This window comes from Pseudomonas sp. Leaf15, from assembly GCF_001421425.1.
GTDB lineage: Bacteria > Pseudomonadota > Gammaproteobacteria > Pseudomonadales > Pseudomonadaceae > Aquipseudomonas > Aquipseudomonas salomonii.
Window position 1 is genome coordinate 266578 of the sequence record NZ_LMKI01000033.1, and the last position, 22663, is coordinate 289240.

Sequence of the window (22663 nt, forward strand, 5' to 3'; positions counted from 1 at the left end):
AAATAACTCACTATGAGAGTCGTTCTTATAACTATTTAATGCGTACCGTCTGGTTAATAACAACCCTTTTCTTATTCAGGTGTCGATTGTGAAACTTAAACCGCTGTTGGCCCTGGGCCTGACGATGCTGGCTGCCTCTACCCAAGCCTTTGGCGGTGCAACCCTAGACCGGGTTGAGCAAAAGAAAGAACTGGTGGGCGTGCTGATGGAAAGCTACCCGCCGTTCTCGTTTCTCAACGAGCAAAACCAACTCGATGGGTTTGACGTTGACGTGGCCAAGGCCGTGGCGCAGAAATTAGGCGTGAAGCTGCGTCTGGAAACGCCGTCCTGGGATGTGATTGCCGCCGGTCGCTGGGGCGGGCGCTACGATATTTGCATCTGCTCCATGACCCCGAGCAAGGCACGCGCCGAGGTGTTTGATTTCCCGGTGGAGTACTACGCCTCGCCTGCGGTGATCGTTGTAAATGCCAAGGATGAGCGCATCCACGGCGCCAAAGACCTCAGCGGCAAGAAAGTCGGCCTCACCAGCGCGTCCAGCTACGAGAGCTACCTGAACAAGAACCTGGTAATCGAAGGCGCCGAAGATACGCAACTTCAGTACCCGTTCGAGGATGTGCAGATCGCCCCGTACGACACCGATAACGTCGCCTTCCAGGACCTGGGCCTGGGCGCCGGTGTGCGCCTGGATGCGATCCTCACCAACCTGGTCACGGCCCAACCGCGCCTGAATCAGGACAAGCGCTTCAAGCTCGCCGGTGAATCGCTGTATGCCGAGCCCAATTCGGTGGCCATCGAGAAAGGTGACCCGCAGTGGGACGCCAAGGTGCGTGAAGTGTTCGCGCAGTTGAAACAGGACGGCACCTTAAGCAAGCTGTCGCAAAAATGGATCGGCGCCGATATCAGCAAATGACCGCCTTCCCGACACCACCCAAGCCGCCGGTGAACGCATCGCGGCTACAGCAACTCTTTGGCTTTCGTACGCGGTTGTACCTGACGTGGGCAGCGCTGTTTTGCCTGTTCGCCAGCTTCTTCCTGAGCTTTGACCTGAAGTTCTCGATCATCCTCGACAAGCTGCCCAACCTGGTCGGCGTGCACCTGGCGCCCAACGGGTTTTTGCAAGGCGCAGCGCTGACGCTGTTTCTGTGCCTTTGCTCGATAGTCGCCTCGTCGGTGCTGGGTTTTATCACCGCGCTGGGGCGCCTGTCGAAAAGCGCCGTGGCCTTTGGCATTGCGAGTTTTTACGCGTCGTTCTTTCGCGGCACGCCGCTGTTGATCCAGATCCTGCTGATTTATCTGGGCCTGCCCCAACTGGGCCTGGTGCCAGGCGCCATCGTCGCCGGGATCATCGCGCTCTCACTGAATTACGGCGCCTACCTGAGCGAAATCTTCCGCGCCGGCATCCTTGGCGTTCCCCACGGCCAACGGGAAGCCGCCCTGGCCCTGGGCATGCGTGACAGCGCGATCTTCTGGCACGTCACCCTGCCCCAGGCCATGCGCACCATCGTGCCGCCCGCCACCAACCAGTTCATTTCCATGCTCAAGGACTCGTCCCTGATCTCGGTAATGGGCGTGTGGGAAGTGATGTTCCTGGCGCAGTCTTACGGGCGATCAAGCTATCGATACATCGAAATGCTCACGACCGCCGCGATCATTTACTGGGTGATGTCCCTCGGGCTGGAACTGATCCAGGCGCGCCTGGAGCGTCACTACGGCAAAGGCTATGTGCGGCGGGGGTGAAGCAGCTTCAACACGCCAGGCGTGACAGTGACGCTCAAGGCAACAGCCGCCGCAACCCTGCGCTGACGGGCCAACGGCACCTGCGTTTTTAATCGCGCCGCAGTACAGACAACTCCCTCAAACCAGGGGTCGATAGCCTGACAGTTATCGCCCCGCCATCTCGCTAAATTCCCGGCCTCACTCATCAGAGGCTACGACTTCATGCCCTTCCATGTCTTAAACCTTGCACGCGCCATTACCCTGGCTGTTGGCGTGGCCAGTACCCCTTTTGCCCTGGCAAGTGCGCCTTTTCAGTTCGAGCTGGACCTGTCCAATGACCCTGGGTATCCGCATCCGCCGGCGCCCATCGTGCCGCTGGACAGCTACTTCAACCAGGCGACGACTCACAACGGCCAGCAACTGGCAGCGGTGCTTAAACCTGCGTTGCAACGCGCGCTGCAAGCCGGCGACCTGAGCTCGAAAACAATCAAAGGCCTGCAACACCTCGGTGATGCATTGTCCCAACAACCGGACGGCCTGGGCGCGGCGCTCGAGCAGTTGGCAGGCAGCCAGAATGCCAACCTGGCAGGCGCGACCCAACATGCCACGACGCAAATCAGCAACCATTTGCTCTCAACCCTGCGCACACTTCCCAACGATGGCGATGGCCACTTCTGGGTGCAGGGTATGAGCAACGGCGGCAATCTCGACAAACAAGGCGGCAGCAACGGGCTCAAACAGGGCACCAAAGGCCTGATGCTGGGCGCCGATTGGGCCGTGGGTGACGCCTGGCGAGTCGGTGTAATGGGCGCCAAGTCCACCAGCGAGCTGCAAGCCCAACGTTTCAAAGGCGAACTCGACAGCTTGCACCTTGGCGGCTATGCCGTGCGCCAGGACGGCCCATTGGCCCTGCGCCTGGGGGCGCTCTACAGCGATCATGCGGGCAAGAACACACGTGACGTCAACGTGCTCGACTTCAAGGAGCAACTGCAGGGCAACTACAACGCTCAAAGCCAAACGGTGTTTTCCGAGCTGGGCTACCAATTGGGCACTGCCGACGTGCACGTAGAGCCCTTCGCAGGCCTGGGCTATCAGCGCTATCACCGTGACAGCTTCAAGGAAAAGGGCGGCTTGACCGCGCTGAACGTCGGCTCACAGACCCAGCAAAACCTGAACAGCACCTTTGGCCTGCGGCTGGCCACGGTGTACCGGTTCGACAATCGGATGAGCCTCACGCCCCACCTGAGTACCCGTTGGAAACATCTTTACGGCGAAGTCGACAGCCAAGTGCGTCAATCCTCTCGCGCCGCACCGGGGCACATCGACAGCTTCGACATCACCGGCACCTCGCTGGACCGCAATAGCCTCGACATGCAAGCCGGTCTGGACCTCGCCCTGTCGACCGAACACAGCGTGGGCCTGACTTACAGCGCCCAAGCCGGTACGTATAGCCGCAACCAGGGGTTGATGGGTGAGTGGAAGATGAGCTTCTAACCGCAAGCACTGCATAGATAGCGAGCGGTCTTACGCTCATTAGTCCAACCGACCGACATAAACCGGCATTCGCCTACGTTAGTTTTCGACCTCAAGCACACACGAGGTCGAAATCCATGTCACGCGTATCCTTCCATCCTCCTGCCTGTATCCCTGCTCCCTCCCTTTCAGCAGCAATGCCTCATGCAGCCGGTGCCTCTGTGCATGTTGAAACCGGTAACGCCGTTGAGATCACCGCTGGTGGCCTGTTCAGGAACGATGGGCACATTTCCACCGGCCCTTCCATGCGGTTCAAAGAGTCTTACAGCGGCATCAGCCTGAACCGCGCAGGGGGCACGGTCGTCAATCACGGCATTGTGGGCGGCGGCAGCAATGGCATAAAGGCAACCGACGACGTGGCGCTTCTCAATTCAGGCCTGATACGCGGCCACAAAGGTGCTGGTTTAAAGTCCAAAGGCGATGCACAGGTCACCAACTACGGCATCATCACGGGCGCTGATACCCAACGCCCCAAGCAGAATGACGGCGATGGCGATGGCCTGGATATCGACAAGCTCGCCCGGATTCGCAACTACGGCATCATTGAGGGAACAGGCGCCAATGGTGCAGATAAAAACGGCGCGCCCAATACCAGCGAAGGCATCGCCATGGGCGGCGGCGAAATCCACAACTACGGGGTCATTCGCGGCGCCCATCACGGGGTACTGGTCGACAACGGTGACTTGGGGCCAGCCCATGGGAAAACCCGGCTGGTCAACGAGGGCACCATCAGCGGCCATAACGGCTACGGGGTAAAACTGATCGGTGCATTCAATGACAGCATCACCAATAACGGCGTGATCAGCGGGACCAACGGCCTCGCCCTGGACATGGGCGGTGGCGACGACGTGTTGACCGTGCGCAATGGCGCCCAATTCAACGGCACCGTAGACGGTGGCAGCGGCTCCAACCGCGTCATTCTGGAGGATGCCAAGGGCGGCACCTTCAGCGGTGCCCGCCGAATGCAGCACCTGAAGGTGAGCACTGGCGCCTGGACACTTAACGGCACGCTGGATGCCAACCAGCAAGGTCGGGTCCATAGCGGCGCAACGCTGATCAACCAAAGCCGCATCAGCGGCGCCATCACGGTTGAGTCGGGCGGTACCTACACGGGCGGCACGGTGGACAGGCTCAATGTCGCAGGCACGCTGCGGCTGGACTCGCCCCCTCATAGCCGAACCCGAATCAAGCATGACCTGCACATGGAACACGGCTCAAGCCTCGCGTTCAGCGTAGGCAAGGGCGAGGCCCACAGCACGTTGAAAGTCGGTAATCGTGTCAACCTCGACGGTGCCGCGCTCAACCTCCATGTCGATAACGAAAGCGACGAGTTACTTACCCGTCAATTACGCGTCATCGACGCCCGACAGATCGAAGGCCGATTCGACGCAATCACCAGCAACCTCAACACCCTGGTTCCGGAGTTGATCTACACACGCACCGGCGTTTTCATCAGTTTCAAGCGCAAAGCGCCTGCCGGCGCCTGAATGCCAGACAAAAAAAAGGGGAGCACCTGCCCCCCCGAGGATTAAGCGGTAGTGTCGAAGGCTGGATCAGCCTTCGATTTCAATCAGGATTTCGCCAGGGTTGACCCGGTCGCCCTTGGCCACATGAACGGCGGTTACCTTGCCGGCAATCGCTGCCTGCACTTCGGTTTCCATCTTCATGGCTTCGGTAATCAGCACCGCCTGGCCGGCTTTGACCACGTCGCCTTCCTTGACCAATACGTCGACGATGTTGCCCGGCATCGCCGTGCTGACATGGCCCGGCTCGGTTGCATGCTTGCGCTTGCTGCCGCCGCTGCTGACAAACTCGTTGAGCGGCTCGAACACCACTTCTTCGGGCATACCGTCGATGGACAGGTAGAAGTGGCGCTTGCCTTCGGCTTTCACGCCGACACCGGTGATGTCCACGCGGTAGCTTTCGCCGTGCACGTCGATGACGAACTCGGTCGGCACGCCTTCGCCACCGGCACGGGCTACACCGCCGGCTTCGGGGATCGGCAACAGCACTTCAGGTGTGAGGGTGCCGGCGTCACGTTCTTCGAGGAACTTGCGCCCGATGTCCGGGAACATGGCGTAGGTCAGCACGTCTTCTTCGGACTTGGCCAATGCGCCGATTTCGCCGCGCAGCTTGGTCATCTCCGGCTTGAGCAGGTCGGCCGGGCGATGGTCGATCACCTCTTCGCTGCCAATCGCCTGGCGACGCAGCTTCTCGTTCACGGTGCCCGGCGCCTTGCCGTAGCCGCCTTGCAGGTAGAGCTTCACTTCGTTGGTGATGGTTTTGTAGCGCTCGCCGGCCAGCACGTTGAAGAACGCCTGGGTGCCGACGATCTGCGAGGTTGGCGTGACCAGCGGCGGGAAGCCAAGGTCTTCACGCACACGCGGGATTTCGGCCAGCACTTCGCTCATGCGGTTGAGTGCGCCCTGCTCTTTCAACTGGTTGGCCAGGTTGGAAATCATCCCGCCCGGCACCTGGTTGACTTGCACGCGGGTGTCGACGGCGGTGAATTCGCTTTCGAACTGGTGGTACTTCTTGCGCACGGCGTAGAAGTACAGGCCAATTTCCTGCAGCAGTTCCAGGCTCAGGCCAGTGTCGAATTCGCTGCCTTTAAGGGCGGCGACCATCGACTCGGTGCCCGGGTGGCTGGTGCCCCAAGCGAAGCTGGAAATGGCGGTGTCGATATGGTCGGCACCGTTTTCGATCGCCTTGAGCTGGCACATCGCAGCCAGGCCGGCGGTGTCATGGGAGTGGATGAAGATCGGCAGGCTTTGCTCGGCCTTCAACGCCTTGACCAGTTCGCCGGTGGCGTACGGGGTCAGCAAGCCGGCCATGTCCTTGATCGCCACCGAGTCACAACCCATGGCTTCCATTTGCTTGGCCTGGGCCACGAATGCCTCGATGGTGTGCACCGGGCTGGTGGTGTAGGCGATGGTGCCCTGGGCATGTTTGCCGGCAGCTTTGACCGCTTCGATGGCCACGCGCAGGTTACGCACGTCATTCATGGCGTCGAAGATGCGGAACACGTCGATGCCATTCACGGCAGCCTTGGCGACGAAGGCTTTGACCACGTCGTCGCTGTAGTGGCGGTAGCCCAGCAGGTTCTGGCCACGCAGCAGCATTTGCAGGCGGGTGTTAGGCAACGCGGCACGCAGTTTGCGCAGGCGCTCCCACGGGTCTTCCTTGAGGAAACGCACGCAGGCGTCGAAGGTCGCGCCGCCCCAGACTTCCAGGGACCAGTAGCCGACTTTGTCGAGCTTGTCGCAGATCGGCAGCATGTCATCGGTGCGCATGCGGGTCGCCAGCAACGATTGGTGTGCGTCGCGCAGGATGGTGTCGGTTACGAATATTTTTTTGGAAACAGGAGTCTTGGACATTGTTGTATTCCTCACAGGCCTGCGTGGGCGGCGATGGCGGCGGCGATGGCCAGGGCCAGCTCTTCGGGTTTGCGCTTGATCGAGTAGTTGGTCAGCTCAGGGTGGCTTTCCACGAAACTGGTGTTGAACTGGCCGCTGCGGAATTCCGGGTTGCGCAGGATTTCCTGGTAGTAGGCGGCGGTGGTCTTCACGCCTTGCAGGCGCATGTCGTCCAGGGCACGCAGGCCGCGGTCCATGGCTTCTTCCCAGGTCAACGCCCACACCACCAGTTTCAGGCACATGGAATCGTAGAACGGCGGGATGGTGTAGCCGGTGTAGATCGCCGTGTCGGTGCGCACGCCGGGACCGCCGGGCGCGTAGTAACGGGTGATCTTGCCGAAACTTGGCAGGAAGTTGTTCTTCGGGTCTTCGGCGTTGATGCGGAACTGCAACGCGAAACCACGGTGCTGAATGTCTTCCTGTTTTACCGACAGCGGCAGGCCCGAAGCGATGCGGATCTGCTCACGCACGATGTCGATGCCGGTGATTTCTTCAGTGATGGTGTGTTCCACCTGCACCCGGGTGTTCATCTCCATGAAGTACACCTCGCCCTCGGCGAGCAGGAACTCCACGGTGCCGGCGTTCTCGTAACCCACCGCCTTGGCGGCGCGCACCGACAGGTCACCGATGTAGGCGCGCTGTTCCGGGGTCAGCTGCGGGCTGGGAGCAATTTCAATCAGCTTCTGGTTACGCCGCTGGATCGAGCAATCGCGCTCGAACAGATGCACCACATTGCCGAAGCTGTCACCGAGGATCTGTGCCTCGATGTGCTTGGGATTGACGATGCATTTTTCCAGGAACACTTCCGCCGAACCGAACGCCTTGGTGGCCTCGGAAATAACACGGGGGAAGGCTTGTTCAAGTTCTTCGCGACTGTTGCAGCGACGGATGCCGCGACCGCCACCACCGGAGGTGGCCTTGAGCATCACCGGGTAACCAATGCGGTCGCCTTCGGTGAGGGCTTCGGCGATATCGGCGACGTTGCCTTCGGTGCCCGGCGTGACCGGCACACCGGCCTTGATCATGCTGCGGCGCGCTTCGGTCTTGTCGCCCATGCGGCGGATCACTTCTGCCGACGGGCCGATGAACTTGATCCCGCGTTCGGCGCAGATATCCGCCAGTTCGGCGTTTTCCGACAGGAAACCATAGCCTGGGTGCAAGGCGTCACAACCGGTTTCCACGGCGAGGTTCACCAGCTTGCGCGGGTTCAGGTAACCGGCCAGCGGCTCGGCACCAATGCTGTGGGCTTCGTCGGCACGTTTAACGTGCAACGCGTGGCGGTCGGCGTCCGAGTAAACCGCGACCGAGCGAATGCCCATCTCGGCGCAGGCACGCACGATTCGTACGGCAATTTCACCACGGTTGGCGATCAGGATCTTTTTTATCACTTGGAAATTCCCTTGAGCCGATTGCTGCGTTCTACGACCCGTTGGATCCGGGTCGGCGCGTGACCAAATGTTTCATGACAGTCGCGAGACACACACTATGCGCACCGGAGGATTAACAAAAATCAATAATTATTGGGTTGTGTATAAGTAAAGACTTATAGTTGGCCGGACGGCCCAGGGCGAGAGGATTTAAATAATGCGTAAGTCATTGATGCGTATGACATTGCGTCAATTGCAGATCTTCAATGAAGTGTGTGATTTACGCTCCTACAGCCGCGCAGCCGAGGAAATGTCTCTCACCCAACCCGCTGTGAGCCTGCAAATTCGCCAGCTTGAAGAGCTGATCGGCCAACCGCTGTTCGATTACGTCGGCAAAAAGCTCTACATGACTGAAGCCGCCGAGGCCTTGCAGCGCGCCAGCCGAGACATTTTCGGGCGCCTGGAAAACCTCGATATGCAGCTGTCGGACATGCAGGGCTCGCTGCAAGGTCAGCTGAAGCTGGCGATCGAATCCAGCGCCAAGTACTTCGTGCCGCACCTGTTCGCGGCCTTTAAACGCCAGCACCCGGAGGTGCAGTTGCACCTCACGGTGGTTAACCGCACCCAGGTGATTCGCAGGCTTTCGGACAACCGTGATGACTTGGTGATCATGTCCATGGTGCCTCAGGACATGGGCCTGGAATTTCTGCCGTTCCTGAACAACCCGATTGTCGCCGTGGCGCCGCTCGATCACCCGCTGAGCCTGCAAGGGCCGCTGCGCCTTCAAGACCTGGAACCCTACACGCTGCTTATCCGCGAACCAGGCTCCGGCACGCGGCTGGCCTGCGAGGAATACTTCAAGGAAAAACGCGTGCACTTCACCCAGACGGTGGAAGTGGCCTCGGCCGAGGCGCAGCGTGAGTGCGTCAGCGCAGGGTTGGGCGTGGCGTTGTTGACGCGCCACGCAGTCAACCTGGAGCTGGCCACCGGCGGGCTCAAGGAGCTGCCGGTGGAAGAGCTGCCGCTGTACCGCAGTTGGTGCCTGGTGCAGGCCAAAGCCAAACGCCTGTCACCGGTGGCCCATGCGTTCCTGGGCTTTATTCGCAGCGAACGCGTACAGATCAGCGCGCTGGCTGAGCGTTTCGCTGGGCAGCCGCAGGTGCCTGCCAGTGGAGTTCCGGGTAGTCACTGATGCTCTGGAGCAGTTGGCGCTCCTCGCAGCGGTCTTCGATTGCGCGACGGAACGCCATGCGGCGCTGGTCTTCTTGCTGACGACGGGTTTTGACGGTGCTGCTGTCTTCGTAGTGCCGGGCCATTTCGAGTCTCCCAATGCGAGTACGGGGAGTACAGAATGGGCGCAAGGGATGACGGTTTGGCGGCGCGAGGGTTACAGGACGATGAATCTTCTGAACTGATCGTTCCCACGCTCTGCGTGGGAATGCTGCCTGGGACGCTCCGCGTCCCGCGACGCAGAGCGTCGCAAGAGACACTCCCACGCAGAGCGTGGGAGCGATCAAAACCCCACTAATCGTCGAGGGCTTTGACGGACTTGGGCGACAACCGCAGGCTGCGCAAGCTGCGCTTCACGCTCTTGAGGTGGTTGACCAGGCTCGGCCCGCGCGCCATGGCCACGCCCATCGCCAGCACGTCGATCACCACCAGGTGGGCGATACGTGAGGTCAGCGGCGTGTAGATCTCGGTGTCTTCGTGCACGTCGATCGCCAGGTTGACCGTGGACAGCTCCGCCAACGGCGTCTGGCTCGGGCACAGAGTGATCAACGAAGCGCCGCTTTCACGCACCAGATTGGCGGTGATCAGCAGGTCTTTGGAGCGCCCGGACTGGGAAATGCAGATGGCCACGTCGGTCGGCTTCAAGGTCACCGCCGACATCGCCTGCATGTGCGGGTCGCTGTAGGCCGCGGCGGTGAGCAGCAGGCGGAAGAATTTGTGCTGGGCATCAGCGGCGACGGCACCCGAAGCACCAAAGCCATAAAACTCCACGCGCTGGGCCTGGGACATGGCGGTCACGGCCTTTTGCAGCTCAACCGGATCGAGCTTCTCACGCACTTCCATCAGCGTGTGCAAGGTGGTGTCGAAGATTTTCAGGCTGTAGTCGGCGACGGAGTCGTCTTCATGGATCGCAAACTGGCCAAAGCTCGCACCGGCCGCCAGGCTTTGCGCCAGCTTGAGTTTCAAGTCCTGGAACCCGGAACAACCGATGGCACGGCAAAAGCGCACGATGGTCGGCTCACTGATGCCCACGCTGTGGGCCAGGTCGGCCATGGAACTGTGCATCACGGCCGCAGGGTCAAGCAGCACGTGATCGGCAACCTTGAGTTCCGATTTGCGTAACAGGTGGCGCGACTGGGCGATATGTTGCAACAGGTTCAAAGGGCAGGACTCTTGTTATTGGCAGACGCCAGGGATGTAGCAAGCTTGTAGTTATACTACAAGAATTACCGTTTTGCCCGCCCGATGCATCACTAAATCGCCCTGATGCCCTTTGAATCAGCGGGCAGCCGCCTTGTAGCCACAGGGGCGGCGTGGCGGTCTTTAAGGAAAGTCTGCATTTTTTCGTAATAAGTCTGCCAACCCTTCAGCGGCCATCGGCCGACTGATCAAGTAACCCTGTACTTCATCGCAGTGTTCGCCGCGCAGGAAATCCAGCTGCTGCTGGTCTTCCACACCTTCGGCCACCACCTTGAGCGCCAGCCCGTGGGCCATGGCGATGATTGCGCGAGTGATGGCCGCATCTTCCCGGCCCTGACCAAGCCCCCGGATAAACGTCTGGTCGATCTTCACGTAATCCACGGGGATGCGCTTGAGATAGCTGAGGGAAGAATACCCGGTGCCGAAGTCATCGATGGCCAACTTCACGCCCAAGTCGCGCAATTGCTGGAAGGTGGCAATGATGTGCTCAACGCTGTCGAGCAGTTGGCTTTCGGTCAGCTCCAGCTCCAGGTATTGCGGGTCCAGACCGGTTTCTTCGAGCACCTGGCGCACCAGGCTGACCAACTTGCCCTGGCGCAGCTGATGCACGGAAAGGTTCACCGACACGCGGATCGGCGCCAGCCCCTGGCGCTGCCACTCGCACGCCTGCCAGCAAGCCTGGCGCAGCACGAATTCGCCCAGTGGCACGATCAGACCGGTTTCCTCGGCCAAGCCGATAAAGTCCCCCGGCGGCACCATGCCCCACTGCGGGTGCTCCCAACGCACCAGCGCCTCGGCGGCGTTCAGCTTGCCCGTGGCCAGGCACAGTTTGGGTTGGTAAAACACCGTGAGCTGGCGCTCGTCGATAGCCTTGCGAAGGTGGTTTTCCAGCTGCAAACGCTCCAGCGTGCTGGCTTGCAGGCTGTCGGTGTAGAACTGGAAATTATTGCCGCCCAAATGCTTCGCGTGTTGCATGGCCATGTTGGATTGGCTGACCAGCGCAGAAATTTCCCGCGCATTATCCGGCAGCAAGCTGACGCCCATTGAGGCGCTGACCACCAGCTCATGCCCCTCCACCGTCACCGGCACCCGCAACTTGGCGAGCAGCCGCGTGGCCACCCGTGCCAGGCTCGACAGGCTGCCGTAGGCATCGAACAGCACGGCAAACTCATCACCGGACAGGCGTGCGATGGTGTCGGCTTCGGGCAAGGCATTGATCAGACGACGGGCCATCTTCTGCAACAGTTGATCGGCGACTTCATGGCCGAGGCTGTCGTTGAGCAACTTGAAGCGGTCCAGGTTGATATGCAGCAGCGCCAGGCTGCGCCCGCCCTGCCGCACCCGCGCATGGGCCTCACGCAGGCGTTCGCGAAACAGCGAACGGTTGGCCAGGCCCGTCAGCTCGTCATAGTGAGTGAGGTAGCGCATGCGCTCCTCGGATTCACGCCGCGCCGACAAATCGGCGAAGAAGCCCACAATATGGCTGACTTTTCCCCGAGCATCTCGCACTACATTCAATTGCAGCCACTGCGGGTACAGCTCGCCGTTCTTGCGCGTTTCCACCAACTCGCCCTGCCAGGTGCCATGACTGAGCAGGGCCTGGCGGATCACCGGGAAGTGACGGCGGGCGTCACGGCTGCTGGGCAGTTCGACGACATTGAGGCCGATCATGTCGTCGATTTCAAAGCCGGTGACGCGACTGAAGGCCTGGTTAACGGCGATCAACACGTACTCGGGGTCGAGAATCACGATGCCTTCGCTGGCCGCTTCGAACACCGTCGAGGCCAGGCGTTGCTGCTCCTCGAGGGCCTTGTCGGCGCTGATGTCGCGGCGCGTGCCGAGCATGCGCGTAACGCGGCCGCCGGGCGTACGCTCCACGGCGCGGCCACGGTCTTCGATCCACACCCAATGGCCGTCGCCATGGCGCACGCGGTATTCCACCTGGTAATCCTCGCTGCGCCCCTTGAGGTGCTCCACCAGCGCGCGCTTGAGCAGCGGCAGGTCTTCAGGGTGCAGGCGCGGCTTGAGGTGGCTGAGCATCGCCGTGACGTACTCCGGTTCCAGGCCAAACAACTCTTTGAGCTGGGTGTGATGCACCTCGTCGGTTTGCAGGTTCCAGTCCCACAGGCCCAACTCACTGGCCTGCAGGGCCATGGCCAGGCGCGCTTCACTTTTATTCAGGGCCAGGCTGGCGGCGTCCAGCTCCTGGCTGCGTTGCGTCACGCGGTCTTGCAGGCCGATTTGGGCGTCGCGTAATTCCTGTTCGGCCTGGCGACGTTGGCCGACTTCGCGCACCAGTTCCTGATTCAACTGTTCACTGCGTTGCTGCGCCTGCTGAAGATGCTCGATCAGCGCCTGGTTCTGAAAACGTCGCAACAAGCCGCGCTGGATCAGGCGGTTGACCTGCCAGGCCACCAGGCTCAAAGACGCGAGCAGGATCAGGCCAAGCACACCCCAACCTTGTTGCTGCGCAGTGCCGTTCCAGAACAGATAGACAATCGCCGGCACCAGACACGGCACGGCAAAGGACAGGAACGCCGGCAAACTCACGGCATAGGCCACGCTGGCCGACAGCGTAGCGGCGCCGATCAGGCCGAACACCCAGGCCTGTTGCATAAAGCTGTCCGCCGGCACGAGGGCGATGGCGGCCGTGGCCAGGGTCAAGCCACTGACCGCCGAGCCGAGCATGAACATGCGCCGCCAGATCGGCAGGGCCTGGCGGCTGGGCATCGCCGAATCGAACGCCGCCACCTGGATCACACGCAGGGCCACCAGGGCGAGCAGCCAGACCAGCCAGATGCTGTCCAACAGGTATTGCTTGGGGTTCCACAGCAACCAGGCGCAGACCAGGCCGTTGACCAGCATCAATAACGTCGGCAGCAACGAGCCTTGATACAACAGGCGAGTGCGTTCGACCGCCATCTCGGTTGCGTAATGTTTACGGATGACCTGCGCGGGCGCCACCGAGGGGCCAAACAGGTCGGGACTGAGGGTCATAGGCAGTGTTCTTATAATGGTGAGCCCGAAACGTGGACGGAGCATACACAAGCAAACGCTTGGGCCAAACTGCTCCAAGTCATAAAAACCCCACGGTTTTTACCCGCAAACTTCGCGGCCAAAGCGCTTGAGCTAGACAGTGCGCGGGCTGTGGGCCATGACCAACCGGTCATCACCGCCAGCAGAATGTTTGCGCGGCCAGGATCGCCCGGAATGTTTTGTATCGACCACCCGGCATTGGGATTTGCCCGACTCCCCGCAGCACCCTAGAATGCGCCGATGCGCGATGATCTCTCCCTTTTGCTGAACTCCCTCAACGATGCCCAACGCCAGGCTGTCGCAGCCCCCGTTGGCCGTCAGTTGGTCCTGGCCGGTGCTGGCTCCGGTAAAACCCGAGTGCTGGTGCACCGTATCGCCTGGTTGATCCAGGTCGAAAACGCGTCCCCGCATTCCATCCTGTCGGTGACCTTCACCAACAAGGCCGCTGCCGAAATGCGCCACCGCATCGAGCAGCTGATGGGCATCAGCCCGGCCGGCATGTGGGTGGGCACCTTCCACGGCCTGGCGCACCGACTGTTGCGGGCGCACTGGCAGGAAGCAGGGTTGAGCCAGACCTTCCAGATTCTCGACAGCGATGACCAGCAACGCCTGGTCAAGCGGGTGATCCGCGAGCTGGGCCTGGACGAGCAACGCTGGCCGGCGCGTCAGGCGCAATGGTTTATCAACGGCCAGAAAGACGAAGGCCTGCGCCCGCAACATATCCAGGCCAGCGGCGATTTGTTCCTGGCCACCATGCGCAGCATTTATGAAGCCTACGAGGCCGCCTGCGTGCGCGCCGGGGTGATCGACTTCTCCGAGCTGCTGCTGCGCGCCCTCGACCTGTGGCGCGACAACCCTGGCTTGCTGGCCCATTACCAGAAACGCTTCCGGCACATTCTGGTGGACGAGTTCCAGGACACCAACGCCGTGCAGTACGCCTGGTTGCGCCTGCTGGCCAAGGGCGGCGACAGCTTGATGGTGGTGGGCGACGACGACCAGTCGATCTACGGCTGGCGCGGCGCGAAAATCGAGAACATCTACCAGTATTCCGACGATTTCACGGACGCGATCACCATCCGTCTGGAACAGAACTACCGCTCCACCGCCGGCATCCTCAAGGCCGCCAACGCCTTGATCGCCAACAACACCGGGCGCATGGGCAAAGAACTCTGGACCGACGGCGGCGAAGGCGAAGCGATCAACCTGTACGCCGCGTTCAATGAACACGACGAAGCACGCTACGTGGTGGAAACCATCGAAAGTGCGTTGAAAACCGGCCTGGCGCGCAGCGATATCGCGATTCTGTACCGCTCCAACGCCCAGTCGCGGGTACTGGAAGAAGCCTTGCTGCGCGAGCGCATTCCGTACCGCATCTATGGCGGCCAGCGCTTCTTCGAACGTGCCGAAATCAAGAACGCCATGGCCTACCTGCGCTTGCTGGAAGGCCGTGGCAACGATGCGGCGCTGGAGCGGGTGATCAATATCCCGGCGCGTGGCATCGGCGAGAAAACCGTTGAAGCGATTCGCGACCACGCCCGCCACGCCGATGTGTCGATGTGGGAATCCATGCGCTTGCTGATCGCCAACAAGGGCCTGACCGGGCGTGCTGCCGGGGCGTTGGGTGTGTTTGTCGAGTTGATCGAGAACCTGGCGGCCAAGTGCGCAGACATGCCGCTGCACTTGATGACCCAGACCGTGATCGAGCAGTCCGGCCTGATCGCCTATCACGAAGCGGAAAAAGGCGAAAAAGGCCAGGCCCGGGTAGAAAACCTTGAGGAACTGGTCAGCGCTGCCCGCGCCTTCGAAAACACCGAGGAAGATGAAGAGCTGACGCCGCTCGCCGCCTTCCTCGGCCACGCGTCGCTGGAAGCCGGCGATACCCAGGCCGATGAGCATGAAGACAGCATCCAGCTGATGACCTTGCACAGTGCCAAGGGCCTGGAATTTCCGTATGTGTTCCTGGTGGGCATGGAAGAAGGCCTGTTCCCGCACAAGATGAGCCTGGAAGAGCCCGGCCGCCTTGAGGAAGAACGCCGCCTGGCCTACGTGGGCATCACCCGCGCCATGCAGAACCTGGTGATGACCTACGCCGAGACCCGACGCCTGTACGGCAGCGAAACCTACAACAAGGTGTCGCGCTTCGTACGTGAAGTGCCGAAAGGTCTGATCCAGGAAGTGCGCTTGTCCAACAGCGTCAGCCGACCGTTCGGCGGCGGCCAGCAGCAGAACTCCAGCAGCATGTTCGCCGGTTCCGAGATTCCGGAAACGCCCTTCAGCCTTGGCCAGCAGGTCAAGCATGCGATCTTCGGTGAGGGTGTGATCCTTAACTTCGAAGGCGCGGGCGCCCAGGCACGGGTGCAGGTGAACTTCGCCGAAGGCAGCAAGTGGCTGATGATGGGTTACGCGAAGCTCGAAGCAATCTGATACATCTTCCCTGATCGTTCCCACGCTCCGCGTGGGAATGCATCATGTGACGCTCTGCGTCACACCTTAAAAGCCCGACGCGGAGCGTCCCAGGCGGCGTTCCCACGCAGAGCGTGGGAACGATCTGCGGTGGTGCCCTTGTTTTTAAGCAGTACGGGCCAATATCTGAGATAAGTCCTACAGGCCATTCTGAATCGGTCTTACGCAAAAGCCCGAAACATTATGTCGCTAGCCACTGTCACGACACCTGTGCAACATGGCGCGCGTGCAATCCACAAATGGGAATTCCCTTTATGAAACGTTTTCTTAGCATCGCCATGGCGTTGTGCATCGGCCTGACGATGAGCCTCGACGCCAACGCCAAGCGCTTCGGTGGCGGCAAAAGCATGGGCTCGGCTCCTACTCACCAGACCAGCCAAATGGCTCCATCCGCCGGTGGCATGGGCGGCGCAGCCGCGACCGCTGGTGCGGCCGGTGCCGCTGGCGCTGCTGCCAAGGCCGGCGGTGCTTCGCGCTGGTTGGGCCCACTGGCCGGTATCGCCGCCGGTGGCCTGCTCGCTTCCATGTTCATGGGCGGCGGCTTCCAGGGCATGCAGATCTTCGACATCCTGATCCTGGCGGTCATCGCCTTTGTGATCTTCCGCTTTATCGCCGCCCGTCGACGCAAGCAGCAGGAGCACCTGGCTCCCGCCGGCGCGCCGATGCAGCGTGAAGTGTTCGAGCAAAAACCCGCCATGGGCTCGATCTTCGGTGGTTCGGCAGCACCTGCCGCCGCCCGTCCGGTGATCAATGCACCGGCCTGGTTCAACGAAGAGCGTTTCGTCGAAGCGGCCCGCAGCCACTTCCAGTCCCTGCAGCAGCACTGGGACGCCAACGAAATGGACAAGATCGCCGAGTTCGTGACCCCGCAACTGCTGGAGTTCCTCAAGCGCGAACGCGCCGAAATCGGCGATGCGTTCCAGTCGACTTACATCGACGACCTGCGCGTGCAGCTGGACGGTGTGGATGATCGCGCCGACAAGACCATCGCCACCCTGACCTTCAGCGGTGTGTCGAAGACCTCGCGCTTCGACCAGGGCGAAGTGTTCAGCGAAAGCTGGAACATGGAACGCCCGCAAGGCGAGAACCAGCCTTGGCTGGTCGCCGGTATCCGCCAGAACGGCTGATAACCGCACGCTTGAGCACTTGGTAATAAAAACCCCGGACATGTTCCGGGGTTTTCTATTTCGCAGTTGCACTTATAGCGAGCTACTGTATAAAACGCCCTATTAACCGCGCCAACTAGCAAGAGGATTCCGGCCGTGGAAGAAGTCATCGAACAATTGCGTGAAGCCAACGAACCGGTCCCGGTTCCTCTGGAGCTGCCTGACGAAGACCAACTGGTGGAAATCGAGGAACAACTGTTCATCGACATCCCGTTTGTCTTCCGTGAATTCCTGCTGACTGTCAGCGACGTGGTGTACGGCAGCCTGGAACCGGTGACCGTCACCGACCCGCAGTCCCACACCTACCTGCCGGACGTTGCCGCCAACGCCTGGGACGCCGGTGTTGACCGCAGCATGATCCCGATCTGCCAGGACGGCGATGACTACTACTGCGTCGAAGAAGACGGCACCGTGGTGCTGTGGTCGGGCGAAGAAGAACTGGTCACCGAAGAAACCTGGGAGTCGGTGTGGCACTGGGCGCGGGACGTCTGGCTGGAAAGCTGAGCCCCGCCAGGCCTCTAGTGCTCCGGCGTATCTTTGTGGTTATCCAGGGTCTCCAGCAAGGCGACCTGCATCCGCGTATGCACGCGGATGAACCACCGCCAGAGCACCGCCGCCACCGCCGCCGTGACCACGGCAATCAGTACCAGCAACTTGTTGGTCGGCAATATACTGGCCGACAAGGCTGCCAATAGCAGGAAGATCACCAGCAGCGACAGGATCGGGATCAGCTCCGCGATCACCCGTCGCACACGCTGGGTATGCCGCCCGGCCATCTCCGGTTTCACACTCATCTCCGCCAGCAACATCGACAGCGCCTTGAGCTTGCGGTACGCCGCAATCAGAAACGGCAGCGACAGCAGCAACGCCCCACCCCAGATCAATGCCTTTTGCCAGCTCGGATCACTGATCCAGCCTTCCAGATACCCGCCAATGCGCGCCGCGAAGAAGCTGCCGGCAAAGAAGATCGCGATCACCAATGCCAGGTTCACGCCCACTTGCAGGATGATCTTGCGAATCATCGACGCCAGCATCGCGCCCTCACCTTGAGGCTGAATGCTGCGCAACCATTCGCCATACAGGCCGAACACCCGGCTCATGCGCTTGGGCATTACCGCGGCAATCTTCAAAGACAATGGGTCAGCGCCACGAATCAGGTACGGCGTAAGCAGCGTGGTAATCGCCGAAACCGCCACTGCCACCGGATAGAGGAAGTCACTGGTCACCTGCAAGGTCATCCCCAGCGCGGCGATGATGAAGGAAAACTCGCCAATCTGTGACAGCCCCATGCCCACGCGCAGCGAGGTGCGGCCATCATTGCCGGCAATAAACGCCCCCAGGCCGCAGGACAGCATCTTGCCCAGCACTACCGCCACGGTAATCACCGCGATTGGCCAGGCGTACTGCAGCAGGATCTGCGGGTCGATCATCAAGCCGATGGCGACAAAGAAAATCGCGCTGAACATGTCGCGAACCGGTTCGATCAGGCGTTCAATTTTAATCAACTGACGAGATTCGGCCATGATCGCGCCGATCAGGAACGCGCCCAGCACCATGCTGTATTCGAGCTTGACCACCAGCAGGCAAAAGCCGAAACACAGGCCCAACACGGTGATCAGCAGCATCTCGTTACTTTCAAATTTGGCCACATAAGCCAGCAGGCGCGGCACCAGCAAAATGCCGATCACCAACGCCACAATCATGAACAGCGACAGCTTGCCGACCGTGGAGAACACCTCGCCGGAACTCACCGTGCCGCTGACCGCGATGCTCGACAGCAGGGCAATGATGCCGATGCCCAGGATGTCCTCGACGATCAGCACACCAAAAATCAGCTGGGCAAAACGCTGGTTCTTCATCTTCAGGTCATTGAGTGCCTTGACGATGATAGTGGTCGAAGAGATCGCCAGAATGGCGCCGAGGAACAGCGAATCCATGGTGTTCCAGTCAAACCAGCGGCCGATCTCGTAGCCGATCCAGATCATCAGGATGATTTCCAGGAAGGCCGCGATAAACGCCGTGGCGCCGACCTTGAACAATTTGCGCAGGCTGAACTCCAGGCCCAGGCAGAACATCAGGAAGATCACCCCCAGCTCAGCCAGGGTCTTGATGGTGTCTTCGTCGTGGATCAGGCCGAACGGCGGCGTGTGGGGGCCGATGATGAACCCGGCGACGATATAGCCCAGCACCACCGGCTGCTTGAGGCGGTGAAACAGGATGGTGACAACCCCTGCCACCAACATGATCACGGCCAAGTCCTGGATAAAGCTGATGGCGTGCATGGCGAGGGGCTCCTTGAGGGTACTGGCGCTTTTCCCACTTCCGCACGCGCCCTTGGACAGTCGCGAAGCGCGGAAGGAAAAGTCTGCCTTGATCGTAAGAAATGCCCTGAGATGGGCTTTTGAAGGTTAACACCGCGACTTCCGGCAGAAAGCCGGTGCAATATATGGAAACAGATCGGCATTCGCGTGACGGCAAGCCGCCCATCGGCGTCCCGTTAGGGAGAGCGCTGTAAAGCTTCCAGCACCCGTAGAGGTGTCCCCCAACCAATGCCTACAACCCGTGAGTGTGCTATGGAACCCGGAAACGCCCAGCTGTCGATGACGGTATTGATGACCCCTGACATGGCCAACTTCTCAGGCAATGTGCACGGCGGCACCCTGCTCAAGTACCTCGACGAAGTGGCCTACGCCTGCGCGAGCCGTTACGCGGGCCGTTATGTGGTCACGCTGTCGGTCGACCAGGTGATTTTTCGCGAGCCGATTCATGTCGGCGAGCTGGTGACCTTCCTGGCCTCGGTCAACTACACCGGCAACACATCGATGGAAGTGGGCATCAAGGTGGTGACCGAAAACATCCGCGAGCGCTCGGTGCGCCATACCAACAGCTGCTTCTTCACCATGGTGGCCGTGGACGACCAGCGCAAACCCGCCGCCGTGCCGCCGCTGCAGCCGCAGAACAGCGAAGACAAGCGCCGGTTCGTACAGGCGCAGCAGCGTCGGCAGATCCGTCAGGAGCTGGAGAAGCGTTACCAGGAAATCAAGGCCGACGGGCCATAAATCCCGAGCTGTAAACCCAATCGAATGTGGGAGCTGGCTTGCCTGCGATAGCGATGTGTCAGGCGACAGAGATGTCGACTGTCAGACCCGCATCGCAGGCAAGCCAGCTCCCACATTGGGTTTTGTGTGCTTACAGGCCGATGGGTGTTGCTTCGAAGCGCACGCGCGGATGCGCGATCCGATCCTGGGCCCGCACCAGCTCCAGCTCGTAACTGGCGCAGGCCTGGGTTTCCAGCAGCACTTCATGCACCGCTGCGGCGGTGAACTCGAAGGCCGCCAGCAGGCTGTCGCCCAACAGCACACGCGCCAGGAATAACCCCGACGTCAGGTCACCCACGCCCACCGGCTGACGCGGGAACGCCAGCAACGGCCGGCGCAAGTGCCAGCTGCCTTCAGCGGTAACCAGCAGCATCTCGAAACCTTCCGGCAGCTTGCCCGGGTAATCCAGGTGCTTGACCAATACCGCCTTCGGCCCACGGGCCAGCAGCGCCTTGGCCATCGCCAGGCAATCGAACAACGATTGCGGCTTGCGCCCGGCGAAGCTGTCCAGCTCCAGTTGGTTGGGGCACAGGAAATCCGCCATGGCCGCCGCCTCGTCCAGCAGGAAATCGCTGACTTCCTGAGGCACGATGCAGCCCTTTTCCGGATGGCCAATGACGGGGTCGCACAGGTACAGGGCTTTAGGGTTAATGGCCTTGATACGTGCCACGCCGGTGAGAATCGCTCGGCCCTGGTCGGCACTGCCCAAGTAGCCGGACAGCACCGCGTCGCAGTTACCCAGCTCGCCAATCGCGGCAATGCCTTCTACCAGCGCCGGAATTTGCTGCGGCGCCAGCACTTCGCCCGCCCACTGGCCATACTGGGTGTGGTTGGAGAACTGCACGGTGTTCAGCGGCCAGACGTTCACCCCGACCCGCTGCATGGGGAATACGGCGGCGCTGTTTCCGGCGTGGCCAAAGACCACATGAGACTGGATCGCAAGCAGATGAGGTGTGCGTTTCATGCGGGAGATTTCCGTAAAGCCGTTAGAATTCTGGCCGCGCAGTATGCGACTAAACACAGCCTGTACGACAGGCCAGCGACACAGTTAAGCTGCTCTCACTTTGTTGGAGTTCATCGCATGCTGACCCTGGGAAACATCTTCGTGTTGATGCTGCTGGCGACCGGTGCCGCCTGGGTATGGCACAACCACGGCCTGCGCGAAAAGGCGCTGGAGCGGGTCAAGCAGCATTGCGCCAAGCTCGATATCGAACTGCTCGACGGTGCAGTGGCGCTCAAACGCATCGGTTTTGTGAAAGATGCCAATGGTCGGCGCCGCTTGGCGCGCATTTATAACTTTGAGTTCACCGTGACCGGCGAAGCCCGTCATCCTGGGACTATCACTCAGTTCGGCGCCCACAGCGCGCAGATCGAATTGGCGCCCTACCCGTTCGAGATCAAAACGCCGCTGCCCAGCGCCGAAGTCATCGAGCTGAGCCAGTGGCGCCAGGACAACGCCAGCAAGACCCGTCACTGACGGCAGGCGGCCAGCGCGCTCTGTAGCCCAGCCACGTCCTGTGGCTGGCTGAAAATCAACTCAATACGTGAATCACGGCGCCACTCGCTGGGTTGCCAGGTGAGTGGACTATTATCCACAGCGTTAGCCGACACCCAGGTAACGCCGCTGTGGATAACCAGCTTGGCACGGCGCCATTCAAGGCCTGACAGCCAGCTGTGCAAGCGCGCAATGTCGAACGACTGGCTTGGGTGCCAGCGCCAACCAATGCTCCAGCCATCTTCCTGGGCCTGGCTCAAGCAAATGGGCAACGCAGGATCCGTCCAGATCGCCGGCATCTGTGCCAGGCCTTTGGGCACTTCGAAGTTATCCACAGCTGCGCCAGCCTGTGCATTCAGGCCGGGCAATTGCGTCAGCGGCAACTGCGCCTGGCGGGTCCAGTAAATCGGGCAAGCAGGCAGCTGTTGTTCTATGGCCTGGCGCTGTGAGGCATCCACCGCTTCATCTTTGTTCAGTACCAGCAAACCGGCACTGGCCAGCGCTTCCTGCTGTGCTTGCGGCAATGCTTTGCCCGCTGCCAACGCTTGGGCATCCAATACCAACACACAGGGCTGAACCGCGAGCACGCCCTGCCATGGCGCCTCGCGCAACTGCTTGAGCAACTGCGCCGGATGACCCAAGCCCGAAGGCTCGATAAACAGCCGATCCGGCTTGGCCTTACGCAGCAGGCGGCCAAGCCCTACCTGGAACGGTGCACCATTCACACAGCACAAGCAGCCACCGGCCACTTCGCCCAGGGCAATGCCGTCGTCATCCTGTGTAAGCAAGGCAGCGTCCAGGCCGATTTGCCCGAACTCATTGATCAACACGGCCCAGCGCTCGTTGGCCGGGCGTTGGGCCAGCAGGTGTTTGATCAGGCTGGTCTTGCCGGCGCCCAAAGGCCCGGCAATCACGTGAGTGGGAATGTTCTGCAGCATCGGGG

18 protein-coding genes are annotated in these 22663 nt (G+C 60.8%); 10 read left to right on the forward strand and 8 right to left on the reverse strand.

The features are described 5' to 3' along the window. Window positions 1–88: 88 nt before the first annotated feature. From ASE80_RS22720 to ASE80_RS22735, 4 genes are all read left to right on the forward strand, one after another. A complete protein-coding gene (locus tag ASE80_RS22720; RefSeq protein ID WP_056860896.1) occupies window positions 89–910 on the forward strand; it encodes an ABC transporter substrate-binding protein in 822 nt (273 codons plus the stop codon). After that, window positions 907–1737 carry an amino acid ABC transporter permease gene (locus ASE80_RS22725; protein WP_056860897.1) on the forward strand — a complete coding sequence of 277 codons (831 nt, stop codon included), beginning with the start codon at window positions 907–909 and terminating at the stop codon, window positions 1735–1737. Before ASE80_RS22720 ends, ASE80_RS22725 begins: the two co-directional genes overlap by 4 nt. Before the next feature lie 201 nt (window positions 1738–1938). After that, the gene (locus ASE80_RS22730; protein WP_056860898.1) at window positions 1939–3210 is read left to right on the forward strand and encodes an autotransporter outer membrane beta-barrel domain-containing protein; all 1272 of its coding nucleotides are present in this window, start codon (window positions 1939–1941) and stop codon (window positions 3208–3210) included. A gap of 200 nt (window positions 3211–3410) precedes the next feature. Further along, entirely contained in the window at window positions 3411–4736 is a 1326-nt protein-coding gene (locus tag ASE80_RS22735) for a hypothetical protein (RefSeq protein WP_133257312.1), read from the forward strand. Window positions 4737–4802: 66 nt separating this feature from the next. On the opposite strand, the gene oadA is transcribed toward ASE80_RS22735, so the two are convergent. After that, window positions 4803–6626: a sodium-extruding oxaloacetate decarboxylase subunit alpha gene (gene oadA, locus ASE80_RS22740; RefSeq protein WP_056860900.1), complete on the reverse strand. Its 1824-nt coding sequence runs from the start codon at window positions 6624–6626 to the stop codon at window positions 4803–4805. Window positions 6627–6637: 11 nt separating this feature from the next. Then, a complete protein-coding gene (locus tag ASE80_RS22745; RefSeq protein ID WP_003213442.1) occupies window positions 6638–8053 on the reverse strand; it encodes an acetyl-CoA carboxylase biotin carboxylase subunit in 1416 nt (471 codons plus the stop codon). 196 nt (window positions 8054–8249) lie between these two features. Between ASE80_RS22745 and ASE80_RS22750 the strand changes: the two genes are divergently transcribed. After that, window positions 8250–9224: a LysR family transcriptional regulator gene (locus tag ASE80_RS22750; RefSeq protein ID WP_056860901.1), complete on the forward strand. Its 975-nt coding sequence runs from the start codon at window positions 8250–8252 to the stop codon at window positions 9222–9224. Here ASE80_RS22750 and ASE80_RS31565 read toward each other — a convergent pair. The 3 genes from ASE80_RS31565 to ASE80_RS22765 form a co-directional block, all read right to left on the reverse strand. Next, entirely contained in the window at window positions 9154–9348 is a 195-nt protein-coding gene (locus ASE80_RS31565) for a PA3496 family putative envelope integrity protein (RefSeq protein WP_017135775.1), read from the reverse strand. The genes ASE80_RS22750 and ASE80_RS31565 overlap by 71 nt on opposite strands. A gap of 208 nt (window positions 9349–9556) precedes the next feature. Beyond that, window positions 9557–10423: a transcriptional regulator HexR gene (hexR, locus tag ASE80_RS22760; protein ID WP_003177007.1), complete on the reverse strand. Its 867-nt coding sequence runs from the start codon at window positions 10421–10423 to the stop codon at window positions 9557–9559. A 162-nt stretch (window positions 10424–10585) separates the two neighbouring features. After that, complete coding sequence (locus tag ASE80_RS22765) at window positions 10586–13459, reverse strand: putative bifunctional diguanylate cyclase/phosphodiesterase (protein WP_056860903.1); 2874 nt, start codon at window positions 13457–13459, stop codon at window positions 10586–10588. 279 nt (window positions 13460–13738) lie between these two features. Between ASE80_RS22765 and uvrD the strand changes: the two genes are divergently transcribed. The 3 genes from uvrD (at window position 13739) to ASE80_RS22780 (ending at window position 17631) form a co-directional block, all read left to right on the forward strand. Next, entirely contained in the window at window positions 13739–15922 is a 2184-nt protein-coding gene (gene uvrD, locus ASE80_RS22770) for a DNA helicase II (protein WP_056860904.1), read from the forward strand. 293 nt (window positions 15923–16215) lie between these two features. Beyond that, window positions 16216–17088, forward strand: a complete 873-nt coding sequence (locus tag ASE80_RS22775) for a Tim44 domain-containing protein (RefSeq protein ID WP_056860905.1) — start codon at window positions 16216–16218, stop codon at window positions 17086–17088. Window positions 17089–17223: 135 nt separating this feature from the next. After that, window positions 17224–17631, forward strand: a complete 408-nt coding sequence (locus ASE80_RS22780) for an SMI1/KNR4 family protein (protein WP_003213456.1) — start codon at window positions 17224–17226, stop codon at window positions 17629–17631. Between the two features lie 14 nt (window positions 17632–17645). On the opposite strand, the gene ASE80_RS22785 is transcribed toward ASE80_RS22780, so the two are convergent. Then, window positions 17646–19409 carry a cation:proton antiporter gene (locus ASE80_RS22785; RefSeq protein ID WP_056860906.1) on the reverse strand — a complete coding sequence of 588 codons (1764 nt, stop codon included), beginning with the start codon at window positions 19407–19409 and terminating at the stop codon, window positions 17646–17648. 291 nt (window positions 19410–19700) lie between these two features. Here ASE80_RS22785 and ASE80_RS22790 point away from each other — a divergent pair, with 291 nt between their 5' ends. Continuing rightward, a complete protein-coding gene (locus ASE80_RS22790) occupies window positions 19701–20186 on the forward strand; it encodes an acyl-CoA thioesterase (protein WP_003213461.1) in 486 nt (161 codons plus the stop codon). Window positions 20187–20316: 130 nt separating this feature from the next. Here ASE80_RS22790 and pdxY read toward each other — a convergent pair whose 3' ends face one another. Then, complete coding sequence (gene pdxY / locus ASE80_RS22795; protein WP_056860907.1) at window positions 20317–21189, reverse strand: pyridoxal kinase PdxY; 873 nt, start codon at window positions 21187–21189, stop codon at window positions 20317–20319. 117 nt (window positions 21190–21306) lie between these two features. Here pdxY and ASE80_RS22800 point away from each other — a divergent pair, with 117 nt between their 5' ends. Next, entirely contained in the window at window positions 21307–21702 is a 396-nt protein-coding gene (locus tag ASE80_RS22800; RefSeq protein ID WP_056860908.1) for a DUF3301 domain-containing protein, read from the forward strand. Here the strand turns inward: ASE80_RS22800 and ASE80_RS22805 are convergent. Then, window positions 21696–22658: a CobW family GTP-binding protein gene (locus ASE80_RS22805; RefSeq protein ID WP_056860909.1), complete on the reverse strand. Its 963-nt coding sequence runs from the start codon at window positions 22656–22658 to the stop codon at window positions 21696–21698. The genes ASE80_RS22800 and ASE80_RS22805 overlap by 7 nt on opposite strands. Window positions 22659–22663 lie beyond the last annotated feature (5 nt).

What these genes read in the sequence shown, in the direction of transcription:
- ASE80_RS22725 (WP_056860897.1), top strand. Translation starts at nt 907, where the DNA reads ATGACCGCCTTCCCGACACCACCCAAGCCGCCGGTGAACGCATCGCGG.
- ASE80_RS22730 (WP_056860898.1), top strand. Translation starts at nt 1,939, where the DNA reads ATGCCCTTCCATGTCTTAAACCTTGCACGCGCCATTACCCTGGCTGTT.
- oadA (WP_056860900.1), bottom strand. Translation starts at nt 6,626, where the DNA reads ATGTCCAAGACTCCTGTTTCCAAAAAAATATTCGTAACCGACACCATC.
- ASE80_RS22750 (WP_056860901.1), top strand. Translation starts at nt 8,250, where the DNA reads ATGCGTAAGTCATTGATGCGTATGACATTGCGTCAATTGCAGATCTTC.
- ASE80_RS31565 (WP_017135775.1), bottom strand. Translation starts at nt 9,348, where the DNA reads ATGGCCCGGCACTACGAAGACAGCAGCACCGTCAAAACCCGTCGTCAG.
- ASE80_RS22765 (WP_056860903.1), bottom strand. Translation starts at nt 13,459, where the DNA reads ATGACCCTCAGTCCCGACCTGTTTGGCCCCTCGGTGGCGCCCGCGCAG.
- uvrD (WP_056860904.1), top strand. Translation starts at nt 13,739, where the DNA reads ATGCGCGATGATCTCTCCCTTTTGCTGAACTCCCTCAACGATGCCCAA.
- ASE80_RS22775 (WP_056860905.1), top strand. Translation starts at nt 16,216, where the DNA reads ATGAAACGTTTTCTTAGCATCGCCATGGCGTTGTGCATCGGCCTGACG.
- ASE80_RS22785 (WP_056860906.1), bottom strand. Translation starts at nt 19,409, where the DNA reads ATGCACGCCATCAGCTTTATCCAGGACTTGGCCGTGATCATGTTGGTG.
- ASE80_RS22790 (WP_003213461.1), top strand. Translation starts at nt 19,701, where the DNA reads ATGGAACCCGGAAACGCCCAGCTGTCGATGACGGTATTGATGACCCCT.
- pdxY (WP_056860907.1), bottom strand. Translation starts at nt 21,189, where the DNA reads ATGAAACGCACACCTCATCTGCTTGCGATCCAGTCTCATGTGGTCTTT.
- ASE80_RS22800 (WP_056860908.1), top strand. Translation starts at nt 21,307, where the DNA reads ATGCTGACCCTGGGAAACATCTTCGTGTTGATGCTGCTGGCGACCGGT.
- ASE80_RS22805 (WP_056860909.1), bottom strand. Translation starts at nt 22,658, where the DNA reads ATGCTGCAGAACATTCCCACTCACGTGATTGCCGGGCCTTTGGGCGCC.